The organism is Flavitalea plasmicola (assembly GCF_030546645.1).
In the GTDB taxonomy this organism is placed as follows: domain Bacteria; phylum Bacteroidota; class Bacteroidia; order Chitinophagales; family Chitinophagaceae; genus Puia.
On sequence record NZ_JAUOTO010000009.1, the window covers coordinates 358,358 to 372,712 of the forward strand.

10 protein-coding genes are annotated in these 14,355 nt (G+C 52.1%); 5 read left to right on the forward strand and 5 right to left on the reverse strand.

The annotated features are described in order from the left end of the window. Nucleotides 1-273 precede the first annotated feature (273 nt). A complete protein-coding gene (locus tag Q4E93_RS30890; RefSeq protein ID WP_303591806.1) occupies nt 274-6,111 on the forward strand; it encodes a PKD domain-containing protein in 5,838 nt (1,945 codons plus the stop codon). 59 nt (nt 6,112-6,170) lie between these two features. On the opposite strand, the gene Q4E93_RS30895 is transcribed toward Q4E93_RS30890, so the two are convergent. Together Q4E93_RS30895 and Q4E93_RS30900 are read right to left on the reverse strand one after the other, a co-directional pair. Beyond that, nucleotides 6,171-7,244: a class I SAM-dependent methyltransferase gene (locus Q4E93_RS30895; RefSeq protein ID WP_303591807.1), complete on the reverse strand. Its 1,074-nt coding sequence runs from the start codon at nt 7,242-7,244 to the stop codon at nt 6,171-6,173. Nucleotides 7,245-7,268: 24 nt separating this feature from the next. Next, on the reverse strand, nt 7,269-8,492 hold the full coding sequence (locus Q4E93_RS30900; RefSeq protein ID WP_303591808.1) for a glycosyltransferase: 1,224 nt from the start codon (nt 8,490-8,492) through the stop codon (nt 7,269-7,271). A gap of 170 nt (nt 8,493-8,662) precedes the next feature. On the opposite strand from Q4E93_RS30900, the gene Q4E93_RS30905 reads away from it, so the two are divergent. The 4 genes from Q4E93_RS30905 to Q4E93_RS30920 all read left to right on the forward strand — a co-directional run bounded on the left by Q4E93_RS30905 (nt 8,663) and on the right by Q4E93_RS30920 (nt 11,639). After that, on the forward strand, nt 8,663-10,180 hold the full coding sequence (locus Q4E93_RS30905; RefSeq protein ID WP_303591809.1) for an LA_3751/LA_3752 family putative glycosyltransferase: 1,518 nt from the start codon (nt 8,663-8,665) through the stop codon (nt 10,178-10,180). Nucleotides 10,181-10,421: 241 nt separating this feature from the next. After that, on the forward strand, nt 10,422-10,700 hold the full coding sequence (locus Q4E93_RS30910) for a PID-CTERM protein-sorting domain-containing protein (RefSeq protein WP_303591810.1): 279 nt from the start codon (nt 10,422-10,424) through the stop codon (nt 10,698-10,700). 8 nt (nt 10,701-10,708) lie between these two features. Beyond that, complete coding sequence (xrtF, locus tag Q4E93_RS30915) at nt 10,709-11,263, forward strand: exosortase family protein XrtF (protein WP_303591811.1); 555 nt, start codon at nt 10,709-10,711, stop codon at nt 11,261-11,263. Then, on the forward strand, nt 11,247-11,639 hold the full coding sequence (locus Q4E93_RS30920; RefSeq protein ID WP_303591812.1) for a hypothetical protein: 393 nt from the start codon (nt 11,247-11,249) through the stop codon (nt 11,637-11,639). Before xrtF ends, Q4E93_RS30920 begins: the two co-directional genes overlap by 17 nt. A 13-nt stretch (nt 11,640-11,652) precedes the next feature. Here the strand turns inward: Q4E93_RS30920 and Q4E93_RS30925 are convergent, their stop codons facing one another. The 3 genes from Q4E93_RS30925 to Q4E93_RS30935 are packed head-to-tail and all read right to left on the reverse strand — an operon-like array spanning nt 11,653 to nt 14,352. Next, nucleotides 11,653-12,246, reverse strand: coding sequence for an HAD-IB family hydrolase (locus tag Q4E93_RS30925; RefSeq protein WP_303591813.1), 594 nt, complete (start codon nt 12,244-12,246; stop codon nt 11,653-11,655). 9 nt (nt 12,247-12,255) lie between these two features. Next, nucleotides 12,256-12,987, reverse strand: a complete 732-nt coding sequence (locus tag Q4E93_RS30930) for an SDR family oxidoreductase (RefSeq protein WP_303591814.1) — start codon at nt 12,985-12,987, stop codon at nt 12,256-12,258. 6 nt (nt 12,988-12,993) lie between these two features. Next, nucleotides 12,994-14,352, reverse strand: coding sequence for an FAD-binding oxidoreductase (locus Q4E93_RS30935; RefSeq protein ID WP_303591815.1), 1,359 nt, complete (start codon nt 14,350-14,352; stop codon nt 12,994-12,996). Nucleotides 14,353-14,355 lie beyond the last annotated feature (3 nt).

Sequence of the window (14,355 nt, forward strand, 5' to 3'; positions counted from 1 at the left end):
GCAATATTTTTTCGTGGTACGGTGTACGTATTTACCCTAAAAAAATCTTATCTGGTTATCAGGGTATTAAAAATCTGGGGAATTTTTGGGACAAATCTGGTACAATTTTCCTCTTATTTGGCATAATTTTAGCTCGATTCAAGTAATTTTTAATCTGTACCGGATTTAGAAAACCAAGTTTAAGATACCGTACTTTAACCCTTATTATTTGGTTTTGAATCAGGTGTGTTTTGTTCGATGATTTTTAGCTGAAATCCTAAATCCAGTTAAACTATGAAATCCAAATTCTATTTGATGGGGCTGGCATGTCTATTGCTGTCGGCGCTCGGTCCCCATCACGCCTTGGCGCAGGCGGAAAGTCACAACTTCATCACGTATGACACTACTTATAAGCTAGGTAGTCTCACTTACTCCATTCGTATCAGTCGCCCGGCCAATATGTTCAAGGCTGGAGATCCGGACACGGCCTCGCGTCCTGCGATCATCACCATGCCTGGTCAGGGTGAAATGGGGACGAATCTCGCGAAATTGCAATCTTTCGGACCACATTACTGGCTTAACAACGGATGGGATGGCAGTGTAGTCCTTGGTAACGGGACACATTACCCGATCCTGATCACGATGATCTGCAGTTATACGTATGTTCAGCCGGAATGGAACCTAGCGGTCCTCAACTATTTATTGAATACTTATCATATCAAAAGGAATTCGGTGCACCTGGGCGGTCTTTCGCAGGGTGCATTTACGTGGTCGGCCATGATCACGTATGAGTCGAGTCCCGGGGCGGAGGATGGGATGAAGCCTGTCACCAGCCTTACGATCCTATCGGGTGCGGCGACGGTGCAGCCGGGTCCGGGATATCCTTATTTCGGGCATTGGGCGAAGAAGTATGGCGGCAAGCTGTTTGCCACGGTGGGCTATGGAGATGCTCAGGTGATCAATCCTCCACTGGTGGCCAAGGCCATGAACGATTCGGTGCCCGGGTCGGCCTATTTCACTTATAATAATGTCGGTGGCGGCACCCATTGCTGCTGGAATACAGAATATGATCCGAAGGCGCTGAACTGGCAATCTTTTGCGCCGATGGGCCCTTATATTACGACGAGCACGGATACGAATTCCAGGGGAACCTATTACAAAGGGGAGTCTATTTTTCAGTGGATGCTGCGACAGGGGGATACTACGCTGGTGGGATCGGGCACTCCGACGGTGCCTGCCGGGCCAGTGATGACGCCTCCGACCGTGAGTGCCGGGGCCGATCAAAATATTACGCTGCCACAGACTTCCGCGACGTTGACGGGGACTGCCACGCCGGCCACCGGAACTACGATTGCCAGCATAGCCTGGACGCAGGAGAGCGGTGCGACTGCCACTATTACCAATCCGGGTTCGGTCAGTACGACAGTGACGGGCCTTGCTGCCGGCGTATATGTGTTTAAGCTAACGGTAACCAGCGACGCGGGTGTGACGTCCGTTTCCACGGTAACCCTCACGGTGAAAGCTTCTGTTCTGCAGGATCCTGTCGTTAGTGCGGGGACTAATCAGACGATCACGCTGCCTACGAGCACCGTGACGCTGGGTGGATCTGCCTCGGACCCCAATGGTGGGACGATCGTGACGTATGCCTGGACGCAGAAGAGCGGTACTGCCGCGGTGATCAATTCGGCTGCAGCGGCTACCACGACTGTGATGGGATTGTCGGCCGGGACCAGCGTGTTCACCCTGACCGTGACGACCAGTGAGGGAACGACGGCATCCGCGGACGTGACCATCACGGTGAACCCCGCAACGTCTGTTCCTGCTTCGGGTCCTTTGCCTATCAAGAAAGTAATTGTATGTGAGTATCGGGTATTCTATATTGGCAGTGACAACAATGTATATGGATGGAATGGGGGCGGCGCTCTGAAGGTGTTCCCCATCGGAGGCAATCAGGTAGTGGATGGGGACGGAGCGTTCAACCAGTTCCGTGTGTTGGATGACAAAGGTTATATCTGGTCGTCGCGTGTGGACTGGACGTTGGTAACAGACCGGGTAGAGACTGATACGACCGGCGCTCCTTTCGACAAGAATGTAAAAGTTTTCGCCTATAAGAATACCACGCTTACTGTCCGTACGGACGGCAGCCTGTGGTATTATGGGAATGACGATTATAACCTGTTCTCTACGGCGGGTGTCACGGGCATGCGACCTGTGCAGCTTTCACCTGCCGGCATGCAGATCAAAAAAGTGGCATTGGGCAGCACCCGTATCGTCGCATTGACTGTAGCCGGGGACGTATATGAGTGGGTTATCGGCAAGGGTAAAACCCCTGTGAAGAAGACCATTCCTGCGCCAGCCATCGACGTTTTCGCCAGCCATTTCGACTATGCGGGCTGTATCGTTGAGTCGAGCGCCGGGGCGACCAACGGGTATCCTTATGTATGGGGTACTTCCTGGGGCAGCTGGGGCGCCAAGGGCGGACCGACGTATAGCACGCCTACTAATTTATCTACGCTTTGGGGATTGAAATATCCCATCAAGGAGATCTCTGTCGACTGGAATACCACGCACTATATCGACACCCAGGGTGACATGTACGGCTTTGGGTTCAACTCACAGGGGGAGGTAGGCAATGGAGAAGAGTTTGTCAATAAGTATACTTATTCGACTTTCCCCGGATATGGATGGACGTTTACGGACAGTGAGAATCCCGTAACGGCACCTGCGGTGCAGATCGGCAAGGGGGTGAAGTGGTCCAAGCTGTATTCCAACAACTGGTTTGGATTCTATAAATATGCGCAGGCAGAGAATGGCGACCTTTATTCATGGGGTCGTGGCAAGGCGCTCGTGTTGGGTAACGGCTTTTCCTGTGTGCAGGAGGCCGCTCACCCGAATGCGCTGGACGTACTGGTACCCACGCTGGTGACGCCTATGTCCACGACCAGCCAGTCCTATGACTGGACACCGCCTGCCATCAGTGCCGGGGTCAACCAGACCATTACCAGCACGACGGCTACTCTTACCGGCACCGCCACTGCGCCGCAACTGATCAAGAATACCACTACGGCGGCCAATGGCATCAACCGGGTAGGCTACAATATCATATCCTACAAATGGACGCAGGTGAGCGGCCCTGCCGCCACGATCACCAATCCGAACAGCGCCACCACTACGGTGACGGGCATGACGCCTGGCACGTATGTGTTCAACCTGCTGACTACGGACAATAACACCGGAACGCAGAGTGCGAATGTCACTATTACCGTGTCTTCCACAGCGCCTGGCAACAAAGCCCCGACAGCCAATGCGGGGCCTGACCAGACCATCACGCTGCCTACTAATAGCGTTAATCTGACAGGTAGCGGGACGGATTCGGATGGCACTATTGCATCCTACACCTGGCAGAAAATAACCGGTCCTTCGAATCCAGCCATCGTAACTGCATCGCAGGCCAATACGCAGGTGAATAACCTGGTGGCTGGCGTGTATACTTTCCAGCTGACCGTATTTGACAACCAGGGTGCGACCGGACTGGATACCGTACAGATCACCGTGAAGCCTGCACCCGTGGTCCCGGGACCTCCTGTAGCCAATGCGGGGGCCGACCAGACCATTACATTGCCGACGAGCAGTGTAACGCTGACAGGCAGTGGTTCCGAGGTGAATGGAACGATCACCGGCTATGCATGGACGCAGGTGACGGGCCCTGCCGGAGCAGTCTTTGGTTCAGCCGACAAGGCGACAACGACCGTGACCGGACTGGTGAAGGGCGTTTATACTTTCCAATTAAAAGTAACTGATAACAGCGGTGTGACGGCAACCGATCTTGTGACGGTGATCGTGAATGCGGCGATCGTCCCGGGACCTCCCGTAGCGAATGCGGGGGCCGATCAGACCATTACATTGCCGACGAGCAGCGTAACGCTGACGGGCAGCGGTTCTGAAGTGAATGGAACGATCACCGGCTATGCCTGGACACAGGTGACGGGCCCTGCCGGGGCAGTCTTTGGTTCGGCCGATCAGGCGACGACGACCGTGACCGGGCTGGTGAAGGGCGTTTATACCTTCCAATTGAGAGTAACTGATAACAGTGGCGTGACGGCAACGGATCTTGTGACGGTGATCGTGAATGCGGCGATCGTCCCGGGTCCTCCTGTAGCGAATGCGGGCGCTGACCAGACGATCACGCTGCCTACGAATAGTGTAACGCTTGCAGGCAGTGGTTCTGAAGTGAATGGAACGATCACCGGCTATGCGTGGACGCAGGTGACGGGACCTGCCGGGGCCGTCTTTGGTTCAGCCGATAAGGCGACGACAACCGTGACCGGGCTGGTGCAGGGCGTCTATACTTTCCAATTAAAAGTAACAGATAACAGCGGCGTAACGGCTACGGATGTAGTGACGGTGATCGTCAATGCGGCAGTTGTTCCCGGCACGCCTGTAGCTGATGCGGGTACCGACCAGGTGATCACGCTGCCTACGAATAGTGTTACGCTGACGGGCAACGGTTCTGAGGTGAATGGAACGATCACGGGCTATGCATGGGTGCAGGTGAATGGTCCTGCCGGCGCAGTCTTTGGTTCGGCCGACAAGGCTACAACAACGGTGACCGGACTGGTTGCGGGCGTATATACCTTCCAGATCACCGTGACGGACAATGCCGGTGTGCAGGCTGTGGACGTGGTGAAGGTGACGGTGAACCCGGCGGTGGTGCCCGGGACGCCAGTAGCAAATGCGGGTGCTGACCAGGTCATTACCCTGCCTACGAATAGCGTCACGCTGACGGGCAGTGGTTCTGAAGTGAATGGTACGGTCACCAGCTATGCATGGACCCAGGTGAATGGACCTGCCGCAGCAGTGTTCGGATCTGCCGATAAAGCTACGACGACCGTGACCGGACTGGTTGCGGGCGTATATACCTTCCAGATCACCGTGACGGATAATTCCGGTGTGGAAGCTGTGGATGTGGTGAAAGTGACGGTGAACCCGGCGGTCGTACCGGGGGCACCCGTGGCGAATGCGGGCGCTGACCAGGTGATAACGCTGCCTGTGAATAGTGCAACCTTAACGGGCAGTGGTTCAGAAGTGAATGGTACAATCACGGTTTATGCCTGGACACAGGTGAACGGGCCTGCCACAGCAGTGTTCGGATCTGCCGACAAGGCAACGACGACGGTGGGTTCATTGGTCCAGGGTATCTATACTTTCCAATTGACTGTGACGGATAATTCCGGTGTAGAAGCTGTAGATGTCGTCAAGGTGACGGTGAACCCTGCTGTTGGAGCGTCGAACCAGGCTCCTGTGGCTGATGCCGGCGTGGATAAGATCGTGCCTGACGGGACGACGGTGGACCTGGATGGATCCGGCTCCTACGACCCTGATGGAACGATTGTGAAATACCAGTGGGTACAGATATCCGGCGCCGGAGGTGTGACCTTATCGGGCTCTAATACTGCAACGCCGGGTGTGTATGGTCTGACCCCCGGAGTATATGTGTTCCAACTGACCGTGACGGATGATAAGGGCGCTACGGGCACTGCAACGGTGCAAGTCACAGTGACGACGGCTAACACTACGCCGAACCCGATAGCCATTGCCGGCAACGACACTACGCTGGTGTTGCCCGATGTGCAGTCAACGCTGCTGGATGGGTCGTTGTCCTATGACCGGGGCGCAACGCTGGTAAGCTACCAATGGAGGCAGATCTCGGGCCCTGTGAAGGTGACGATAGCCGATGCTGCCAACAGCAAGACGATGGCACAAGGCTTCCAGGCCGGGGTATATAAGTTCGAGCTGACTGTGACGGATGACAAGGGGTTGAGCGCTTCGGACACCGTGACCGTATTTGTGCAGAGCAATTTCCGTACGGTGGGGTTTGTCAAGCTGTATCCCAACCCAGTATATGCGGGCAACCAGATCATTGTGGAAGGACAGAACGACTATGTCGGAAAGATCAGGTATACCATCTATGATATGGGTGGCAGGCTGGTGAAGGCCCTGGAGGCGGATAAACAATCGCCGTACCTGCAGCAGGCCATTTCATTGGGAAGCATAGGCAAGGGCGTATATATGATGACGGTGATGTTTGAAGGGGTGAAGAAGCCTGTGGTGCTGCAATTTGTAGTAGACTAATTGGAGTTGGTTGTATACTCAAGGGGGCCGTCTGATGACGGCCCCCATTTTTTTATTTCTTATTTTTCGAATATCAGGATCGGGTATTCGCCTTTGAGCCCATATTTCTCGGGCTGCTGGTCTTCTTTTTTATATAACCAATCGAGGATCTGGCGGCCGAAGAGGGGTTTGTGAATGTAGAGTTTCATGAAGCGTACGTCGAGCGTGCGCCACACAGCCAATTTAAAGGGGAAGGGCAGGTTCTTTTTGAAATACTCATAGGGATGGGCATGGAAATAGAGGATCTTGCCTGCCTGGGCTTTGCCTACCAGTCTTTTCAGCCGGCCTTTGATGAAGGAGAAACCACGTACGGGCAGCAGCCAGAAGTTCATCCAGGGTGAATGTTTGAACCATTCGTATACGATAACTCCCTTGCCTTTATGCGCCAGAATGCGGTAGAGCTCTTTCATGGCGGTGACCTGCTCGTCTTTGGGGATATGGTAAATGGTATTCAGGGAAACGAAGCCGTCGATGGCATTGTCCTTGAAGGGCATATTGGTCATATCGCAGAGGACGCAGATGCCTTTGTCGCCCAGCTTGCGTTTGGCTTCGGACAGCGCCTGGAAGGAGAAGTCCACGCAGATGCGGTATTTGTAATTAGCCGAGTACTGGAGATAGTCCGGGAATTGCAGCGCGCCGGAAGCGGCGTCCAGCATGTAGGTGCCGGACGGGTTGAGGTACCGGCTGACACGGTCGTGGCATTTTTTGATATACTCTTTTGAAACGTCCCGGAGGTCTTCGAAAATGACGGCGTCCTCATAGTCGCCTTTTTCGTCGGCGAACCAGCCTTTTTCGTCATAGAAGTTCTTCACCATCTGTTTGTCAGCGCTGAGCGCTTCCTTCAGCAGGTGTTGCTTTGAATCTACCCAGGCAAGGTCCTTCAGGAGCAGGATGATCTCTTTGATGATGGGGAAGATATAGTCCCCCCGCACCGAGATGAGTCCTTTGGAAATGTTGGTGGAGACGGGGGTGCCATCTGCCTGCCAGACGGAGCCGGCTGCTATTTTACGGTTGAGTTCCTCGATCTCGGCGGGCGTCAGTGCCCGGAGATCGGCGCCCGTGAAAGGGCATTTAACAATAGATATCCATTCCATGTGCCAGGTTGAGTATTACAATATTTAACTTTCAGTAGTAAATTTTCCGGTTGATTCGATGGCCCTGTACAATTCGTCGACGGAGTTTTCCCAGCTATGGCTTTGGGCAAAGCTGATCCTTGCATTTGCTTTTTCCTGGCTGTTGGCTGCCAGGGCTTTTTTAATGAGCCCGGTATATTCCCCCGGCTGATCAGCCAGGTAGGTATGATCTTCGAAGATCTTCATAGCAACGGTGCGCGTAGCGACCACGGGTTTCCCCATGGCCAGGTATTCGTCAATTTTCAAGGGGTAGTTGCCACGGGTGATGGTATTGTTGAATTGGGGGTTGATGCAGACGTCGAAGGCCTTTACATAGGAGGCCAGTTGATCGAAAGGTTTGCGGCCTTTGAAATGGATATTTGGTAGGTTATGCAGGTCGCTTTGCAGGAATTTTTCATCCTCTGGCCCGACCAGAACTATATTCCAATCCGGGTTTTCCGTAGCGATGCTGCGGAGGATGTCATGGTCCAGCCGGGAGGAGTCCAGGGCGCCTATATAGCCGATGATGGGGCGGCTGATGGACTGCATGTCCTGCGGAAGCGGATGCGCTTTGGAGGGGTCGAAAGCTTCCAGGTTGCAGCCCTGACCGATGTACCAGGACCTTGGGTTCATGGTGCTGCTGTATTCTGCGAAATAGGTGGAATTGGCCACCACCAAGTCTGACTTGCGGATCAGCTGCGGTTCGATGACTGAAGTATGCCGCTTCCAGTAGTCGAAGCCTTGCAGGAAATCACGGAGGTAGTATATATAGAGGGAAGGCTTCAGTAATTCTTTCAGATAGAAACCATTATATGGATCGTTGTCATTAAAAATAATGATATCCCGGAACCCCAGCTGTTTGCAGGCTTTTTTTATTTCCCGGGCATAGCGGAGGGAGTTGAAATAATTCACCACCTGGAAAAGGCCTGTAAAAGGCAGCCAGTTAGCCGAATCGATGACACAGTCGGGATAGAATTCCCAAATGTTGGGCCCTATGGGGCGGATGAGCTCCTGTTTTTTTTTAAGGGCATCGATATGGGGGGTGAACTTAGGGTCAGAATTGGTGAGGAAGATCTTGCGTTTGACAGGGATGTTGACATATATTACCCGATTGTGTTCCGCCAGCAGGAGCGCGATGTCCTTTGCATTGCAGCCCATGGGGAAATACCAGGGTTGCAGACCCACTACCACAATATCCTTGTTCCTTAAAACAGGGGTTGGATGTTGCACCTTTTCGGGTATGCGCTGTTGGCTATTTGGAGAGGAACGTGGAGAACTATTCAAAATAGTCATATGTAAATATAACGAATGTATAATATAACGGATTTTACGCAAAAAACTTGCGTTTTCGGGTAATTTCCCGGTATATTTATAACGTTAACAAATATAAAAAATAAATTGTGCAGCCCTTCTCTTTTTTTAGCCAACGTCCGCGTCTTCTGATCTTTTCCCTATATTTTGTTTCACTTTGTTACCTGGCTTTTCTGGTGTTCTCCAATCAGCCGGGGATCTTCTTTTCGGGTGATGGGGGGATGAAGTTCATGGTGGTGAAGCAATTGCAGGGCGGGCATGGGTTTAAATACCTGTATTTGCCCCAGCCGGCATGGGTGCATGAGATCTGGAGTAAGGGATTTTTTCCTTTCAGGGATCCTTTTATCTATCCTACGCCGCAAGGGGATCTATTTTCATTTCCTCCTTATTTTCAGCTGATCAGTGCTAAATTTTACGGATGGTTCGGCGATGCCGGCTTATATGTGCTGCCGGTGGTCAGCGCTATTCTTTTGTGGGGGGTGATGATCGTGCTGCTGCGGCTGACGGGTATCCCGGACCAACTGGTTGCACTGCTGCTGGCGATCCTGGTATTCTGTTCGCCTTTGACCTTGTATGGCGCGGTGTATTGGGAGCATATGCCGGCTGTGCTGCTGTTGTGTGCGGGGATCGCAGTTTTGCTGAGGCCGGGTATGGCAGTTGGATACCTCTTTCTTCTCGGGTTGTTATCGGGGCTTTCCGTTTGGCTGCGGCCGGAAGCCATCGCCATGAATATTTTATTCGGCGTGGCTGCGCTGGTGATGTACCGGCGGGAACGGCACCGGGGCATTCCCTGGTTTTTAGCGGGGATGGCCATAACGATGGCAGGTTTTCTGGCGATGAATCACCGGTGGTTTGGATCGCTGCTGGGGGTGCATAGTTTCCAGGTACTACAGGATCATCCCTTATTTTACAAGATAGGCAAGGGAGCCAAGAATTTTTTTCTCATAAACTGGATTTCAATCCGATATTTTCCTTTGATCCTGGCGACGCCCATCGTTTTGTACCAATGGTGGAAGGGCAGGATACGGCTGGAGCAGCGCACTGTTTTGTTTTTGGCCGTGATAGCCTCTTTTTGTTGTCTCAGCCCGTTTATGTTGCCCAATGATGGCGGCATGCAATGGGGCGCCCGTTATTTCCTGGTGGTGATACCACTGTTCCTTGTGGCGATAGCGTTGGTTATAAAGGAGTTGGGGATGAGATTGCCAGGTTGGGTTTATGGGGTCCTGGTTGTGGCGTTGGTGTATGCGTTCCTGCTGAACAGCATTGGCGGCGGCGTGTACAAGCTGCGCCAGGCTAATTTCACCCGGATCAAGCCGGCGATGGAATTTCTCCGGCAGCAGCAGGGGGACGTGATCGTGGTCGGGTCCGAGTTCATTCCAATGGAGCTGGGCAGCCTTTTTGATGAGAAGTATTTTTTCCTTTCGGAAAAGGATTCCAGCTTTAGCGGGCTGCATGCGTTGTTGCGGCAGCAGCATATCCGGGAATATTTATTTATAAATCAGGAAGATAAAAGTCCTGCGTTTCCCAATTTACTGCAGCAGGACGGGGGCAAAGAACTCATAAAAAAGGGAAATTATTATTTCGCACGGTATGCAGTTCCGGAGTAAAACTTTCGAACTAATCGACAAATACAAATAAATTGTAGGAAAGTTTTGATTTAGATCAAATTTACCGTTACATTTACGGTGATTTCTGCTAGTTCAACAGCCTATTTTAATCGCCTCCACACATTATCCAATCCTGTAGGATAGCCCGATTTTTCTTTCAGTCTAACTTGATTTTACCTGTTTGTCATTTGAGCAAGACTTTGTTTTATTTATATCATTATCCAAATTTAACTTAATTCGTATGAAGAAGATCTTTAAGAAACTCTTGATGGGTGCGTTAATCCTGGCTCCCTTGATGTTTGTGCCGCACACCAGCAAGGCCAATATCATTTCTGATATTATCCATTGGATCACAGGTGACAAAGATGACAAGAAAGACAAGAAGGACAAAGACGGCAATGGTAACAGCGTTCCCGTTAATGGCGGCGTAGTTTTCCTGGTGGTTGCCGGGTTGGGACTGGGCGCCAAGATGCTCTATGACTATAACAAGAAAAGCCAAACTGAACCAACTTCGATATAGTTAACCCAGTGGATACATTGTATTCCGGCGGCGGGCTTCAAATCCCCCGTCCTGTAGTCAAATTCTTTGTAAAAGCCTTTCTGCTCTTTGTAGTATGGAAGGCTTTATACATTTTTCTTCTTCTGCCGGGAAGGGTATTGGACAGGCCGCTCACAAGGTTTGTCGGAAATGCGACGGTAGGTGTGATGAATGTAGTGGAGGGGCACGCGGCATATAGTGCACTGGAGGCAAGGGAGAGTTTGGATATTCGTCGCGACGGCGAGCAGACCCTACGGGTGGCGGATGCGTGCAATGCGCTGGAGCTAATGGTGCTGTATATCGGATTTATCCTTTGTTTTCCTGCGCCGGGCCGGCGTAAAGTCATATTTATACTTGCAGGGTGTGTGCTTATCACCTTATTCAATGTGCTGCGTTGCATGGCGTTAGTATGGATCTTCGTGCATTACCGGGCCTATCTCGACTTTTCCCATCATTTTCTTTTTACGTTCCTCATCTATGCATTTATTTTCCTGCTCTGGTATATATTCACCAAAAAGCTAACATTTCATGGCCGGACAGCGTGAAGGAAGGAGATTTTTCCTCATAGGGCTAGGGGTGATCGTTTTATTTTATATCCTTTATTACGTAGTATTCGTCTATCATGTCTTCCTCGTCGTGCCGATGCGGCTGCGGCAGCTGATCAAGCTCGGTTTTATCCTTCTTACCTATGGTACGGGCGTCTGGGCTTTACGTAAAGACACGGCCAGGTGGATCATGAAGATCTGGCACCTGTTGTATGGCTGTACTTTCCTGTTCCTGATCTTACTGGGGGTGCTCGATGGGTGGCTGGGACGTATGTCGCCGGCTGTGCGGGAGGTGGCGGGTAACCTGCATGAGTTCCTTATCTCACCGGTACTTTACATCGTCATCGGGCTATTGCGCCGGAGAATGCCGCAGTGAAATGTAGAAGTTTTTAACGGAAAGGCTTATAGAAGGATCTATGGGCCAGGCTGAGCATGGGTTTGTCGCCGCTGGTATCTCCGTAGGCGTAGATCTCATCGAAGTTGGTGAGGGTGAATGCGGCTTCAATGCGTCTTACTTTTTCCTGGCCATGACAATTGCGACCTTCTATGGCTCCGGTGATCCTGCCATTTTTTGTGACAAGGCGTGTGGCGAGCAATTGGACGTCCATGCTCTCGGCCCAGGGGCGGATCCAATTTTCGGGTGAGGCGGAAACGATGACCACCTGTGCACCTGCGTCTTTCAGACGGCTGATCTCTCCGGGGGCTTTGGATCGGATGAGGCCGGGGATAACATCCCTGGCGAAGCCTTCACAAAGCCGCATGAATTCGGGAAGGGGGTAATTGCGAAAGAAGTAACGAAGGAACTGTTCCTTTGCCATTTGGTTGGAGATAATCTTTAATTTATAGGCTACCATCCAGGGGCTGGTGAGGAGAAATCCCAGGTAAAACCGGAATTTGCCTTTGCTGTATCTGGCAAATTCCAGCAGGGTATCTTTTGTCGTGATCGTACCGTCGAAGTCAAAAAAAGCGATGCGTTGGGGCATTGGAAGCGGTTACATTTTTAGCTTTTTAAAGATGGGTTCAGGAATGCTTTTGATGATGAGCATGATCCAGCGCCAGAACCATTTCACGTACACCACGTTCTTCTTTTTGTCGATGGCTTTATAGACTGTGTTTGCCACGTCAGCGGGGTGGGCTGTCAGTAAACCCGGCAGCGGCATATTCTCCGTCATTTTTGTATAGACGAAGCCCGGTTGGATGGATACAACATGGACTTTTTGGTGGAACAGGCGGTTACGCAGGCCTGACAGGTAGGCCGTGAAGCCTGCCTTGGCGCTGCCATAGATATAGTTGCTCTGCCGACCTCTTTCGCCGGCGACGGAGCTGATGGCTGCGATGGTGCCTGTGCCGGTGGAGGCATAGGCGTTGGCCACGATATTTAAGATGGAGACGGCGCCGGTGTAATTCACCTGAATCGTACGGGCGCATTCCTGCCAATCCGTCTCGGCCTTTTTCTGTTCACCCAGATAACCGAACACACAGATGGTGATGTCGGGTCTTGGGTTCAGGGAGGTCCAGAATGCTTCATGAGTGGTGGGTTTTTCGGCGTCAAACTCATGAAGGGTGGCGGGAGCGTTATGACGGATGGACAGATCTGACCTAAGTGGCTGGAGCCTTTCCGCATTGCGGGCGGCGAGCTGGATCGTGTAGCCGGCCCCTGCATATTTGCGGGCGATGGCGATGGCCATGTCACTTGAGGCGCCGAGGATGAGAACAGTAGGCATGAGGGCTTAGGTATTTTGTAGTTTTTCTAATTTAATGTTTGTCAGGGTCAACCTGTCGGACTGGACGGACCTGATCTTTCCGTCCGGGTTGTATTTGCGTACAATGGAAAGGAACTGCGGCAGGTGTTGATAACCGGCCCGGAGGACTTCCGGCTTCATCCTGGCGTCCTTGGACATATAGAGCCGGCCGCCGTATTGCAGTACGATCCTGTCCAGTTCGTCGAGGGTTTCGAAGAGACCTTTCCGAACGGGGATATCGAGCGCGAGGGTATAGCCTTCCATGGGAAATCCTATGAGGCTTTCCTGTTTGCCAAAGACCTTCAGTACGGCCAGGAATGAGCCCAGGCCTTTATCGCTGATGCGCTGCAGGATCTCTATCAGTCCCTGTTTGGCTTCCATGGGGACGACGAACTGATACTGTATGAAACCTTTTTTACCGTATCCTCTGTTCCAGTGCAGGATGGCATCCAGGGGATAGAAGAAAGGTTCGTAACTCACGGTATTGTTGATCTCTTTTTTAAAGTTCTTTCCGTAGTACAGGAAGTTGAAGGCTTTTACAGTAAAGCTATTCAATATCCAGGAGGGCAGATTGAACGGAAAGGTGATCTGCTTTTTCTTTGGCAATTGCAACGGTTGGTCCTTTTGTTTGGGCGAGAGGTCGCTGATGGTGGCGTGCTCACCCAGGATGAGGATGCTGCGTCCGAAGCCTTTACCCTTTTTGAGGCAGTCGATCCAGGCGACGGAATACGTATAGTCCTTATATTTTTCGAAAAGGCTGATGATCTCTTCCAGGTTGGCCGCCTTGACTTGTTTTTGGCGGATGTAGGATGTTTCCACCTTCTTCAGGCGGAAGCGTACGCGGGTGATGAGGCCCGTGAGGCCCATGCCGCCGCAGGTGGCCTCGAAGAGGTCGGTGTGCAGGGACGGGCCGCAGGTGATGAGCGCGCCGTCGGCCAGCAGCAGGTCCATTTCTTCCACGTGGTGGGAAAAACATCCATCGACATGGTGATTTTTGCCGTGGACGTCACTGGCAACAGCGCCGCCTATCGTGATGAACTTTGTTCCCGGGGTCACAGGCAGGAACCATCCTTTTGGGACGATGACTTCCAGCACCTGGTCCAGAGTGATGCCGCTTTGGCATTCCAGGATGCCATTGGATGTATCGAAGGAAAGGATCTTATCGAAGCGAGTGGTGTTGATCGTGGTGCCGGCCAGGGAAGCGTCTCCGTAGCAGCGGCCGTTGCCCCTGGGGATGAAGGGACCCGCCTGGGGGAGGAATTGCCGGATATCCTCCAGCTGGGTGAAATTGCGTTCATCACTTTGCATAACCGGGTAGTTGCCCCAGTTGGCGATTTCCTTTTTCATGTT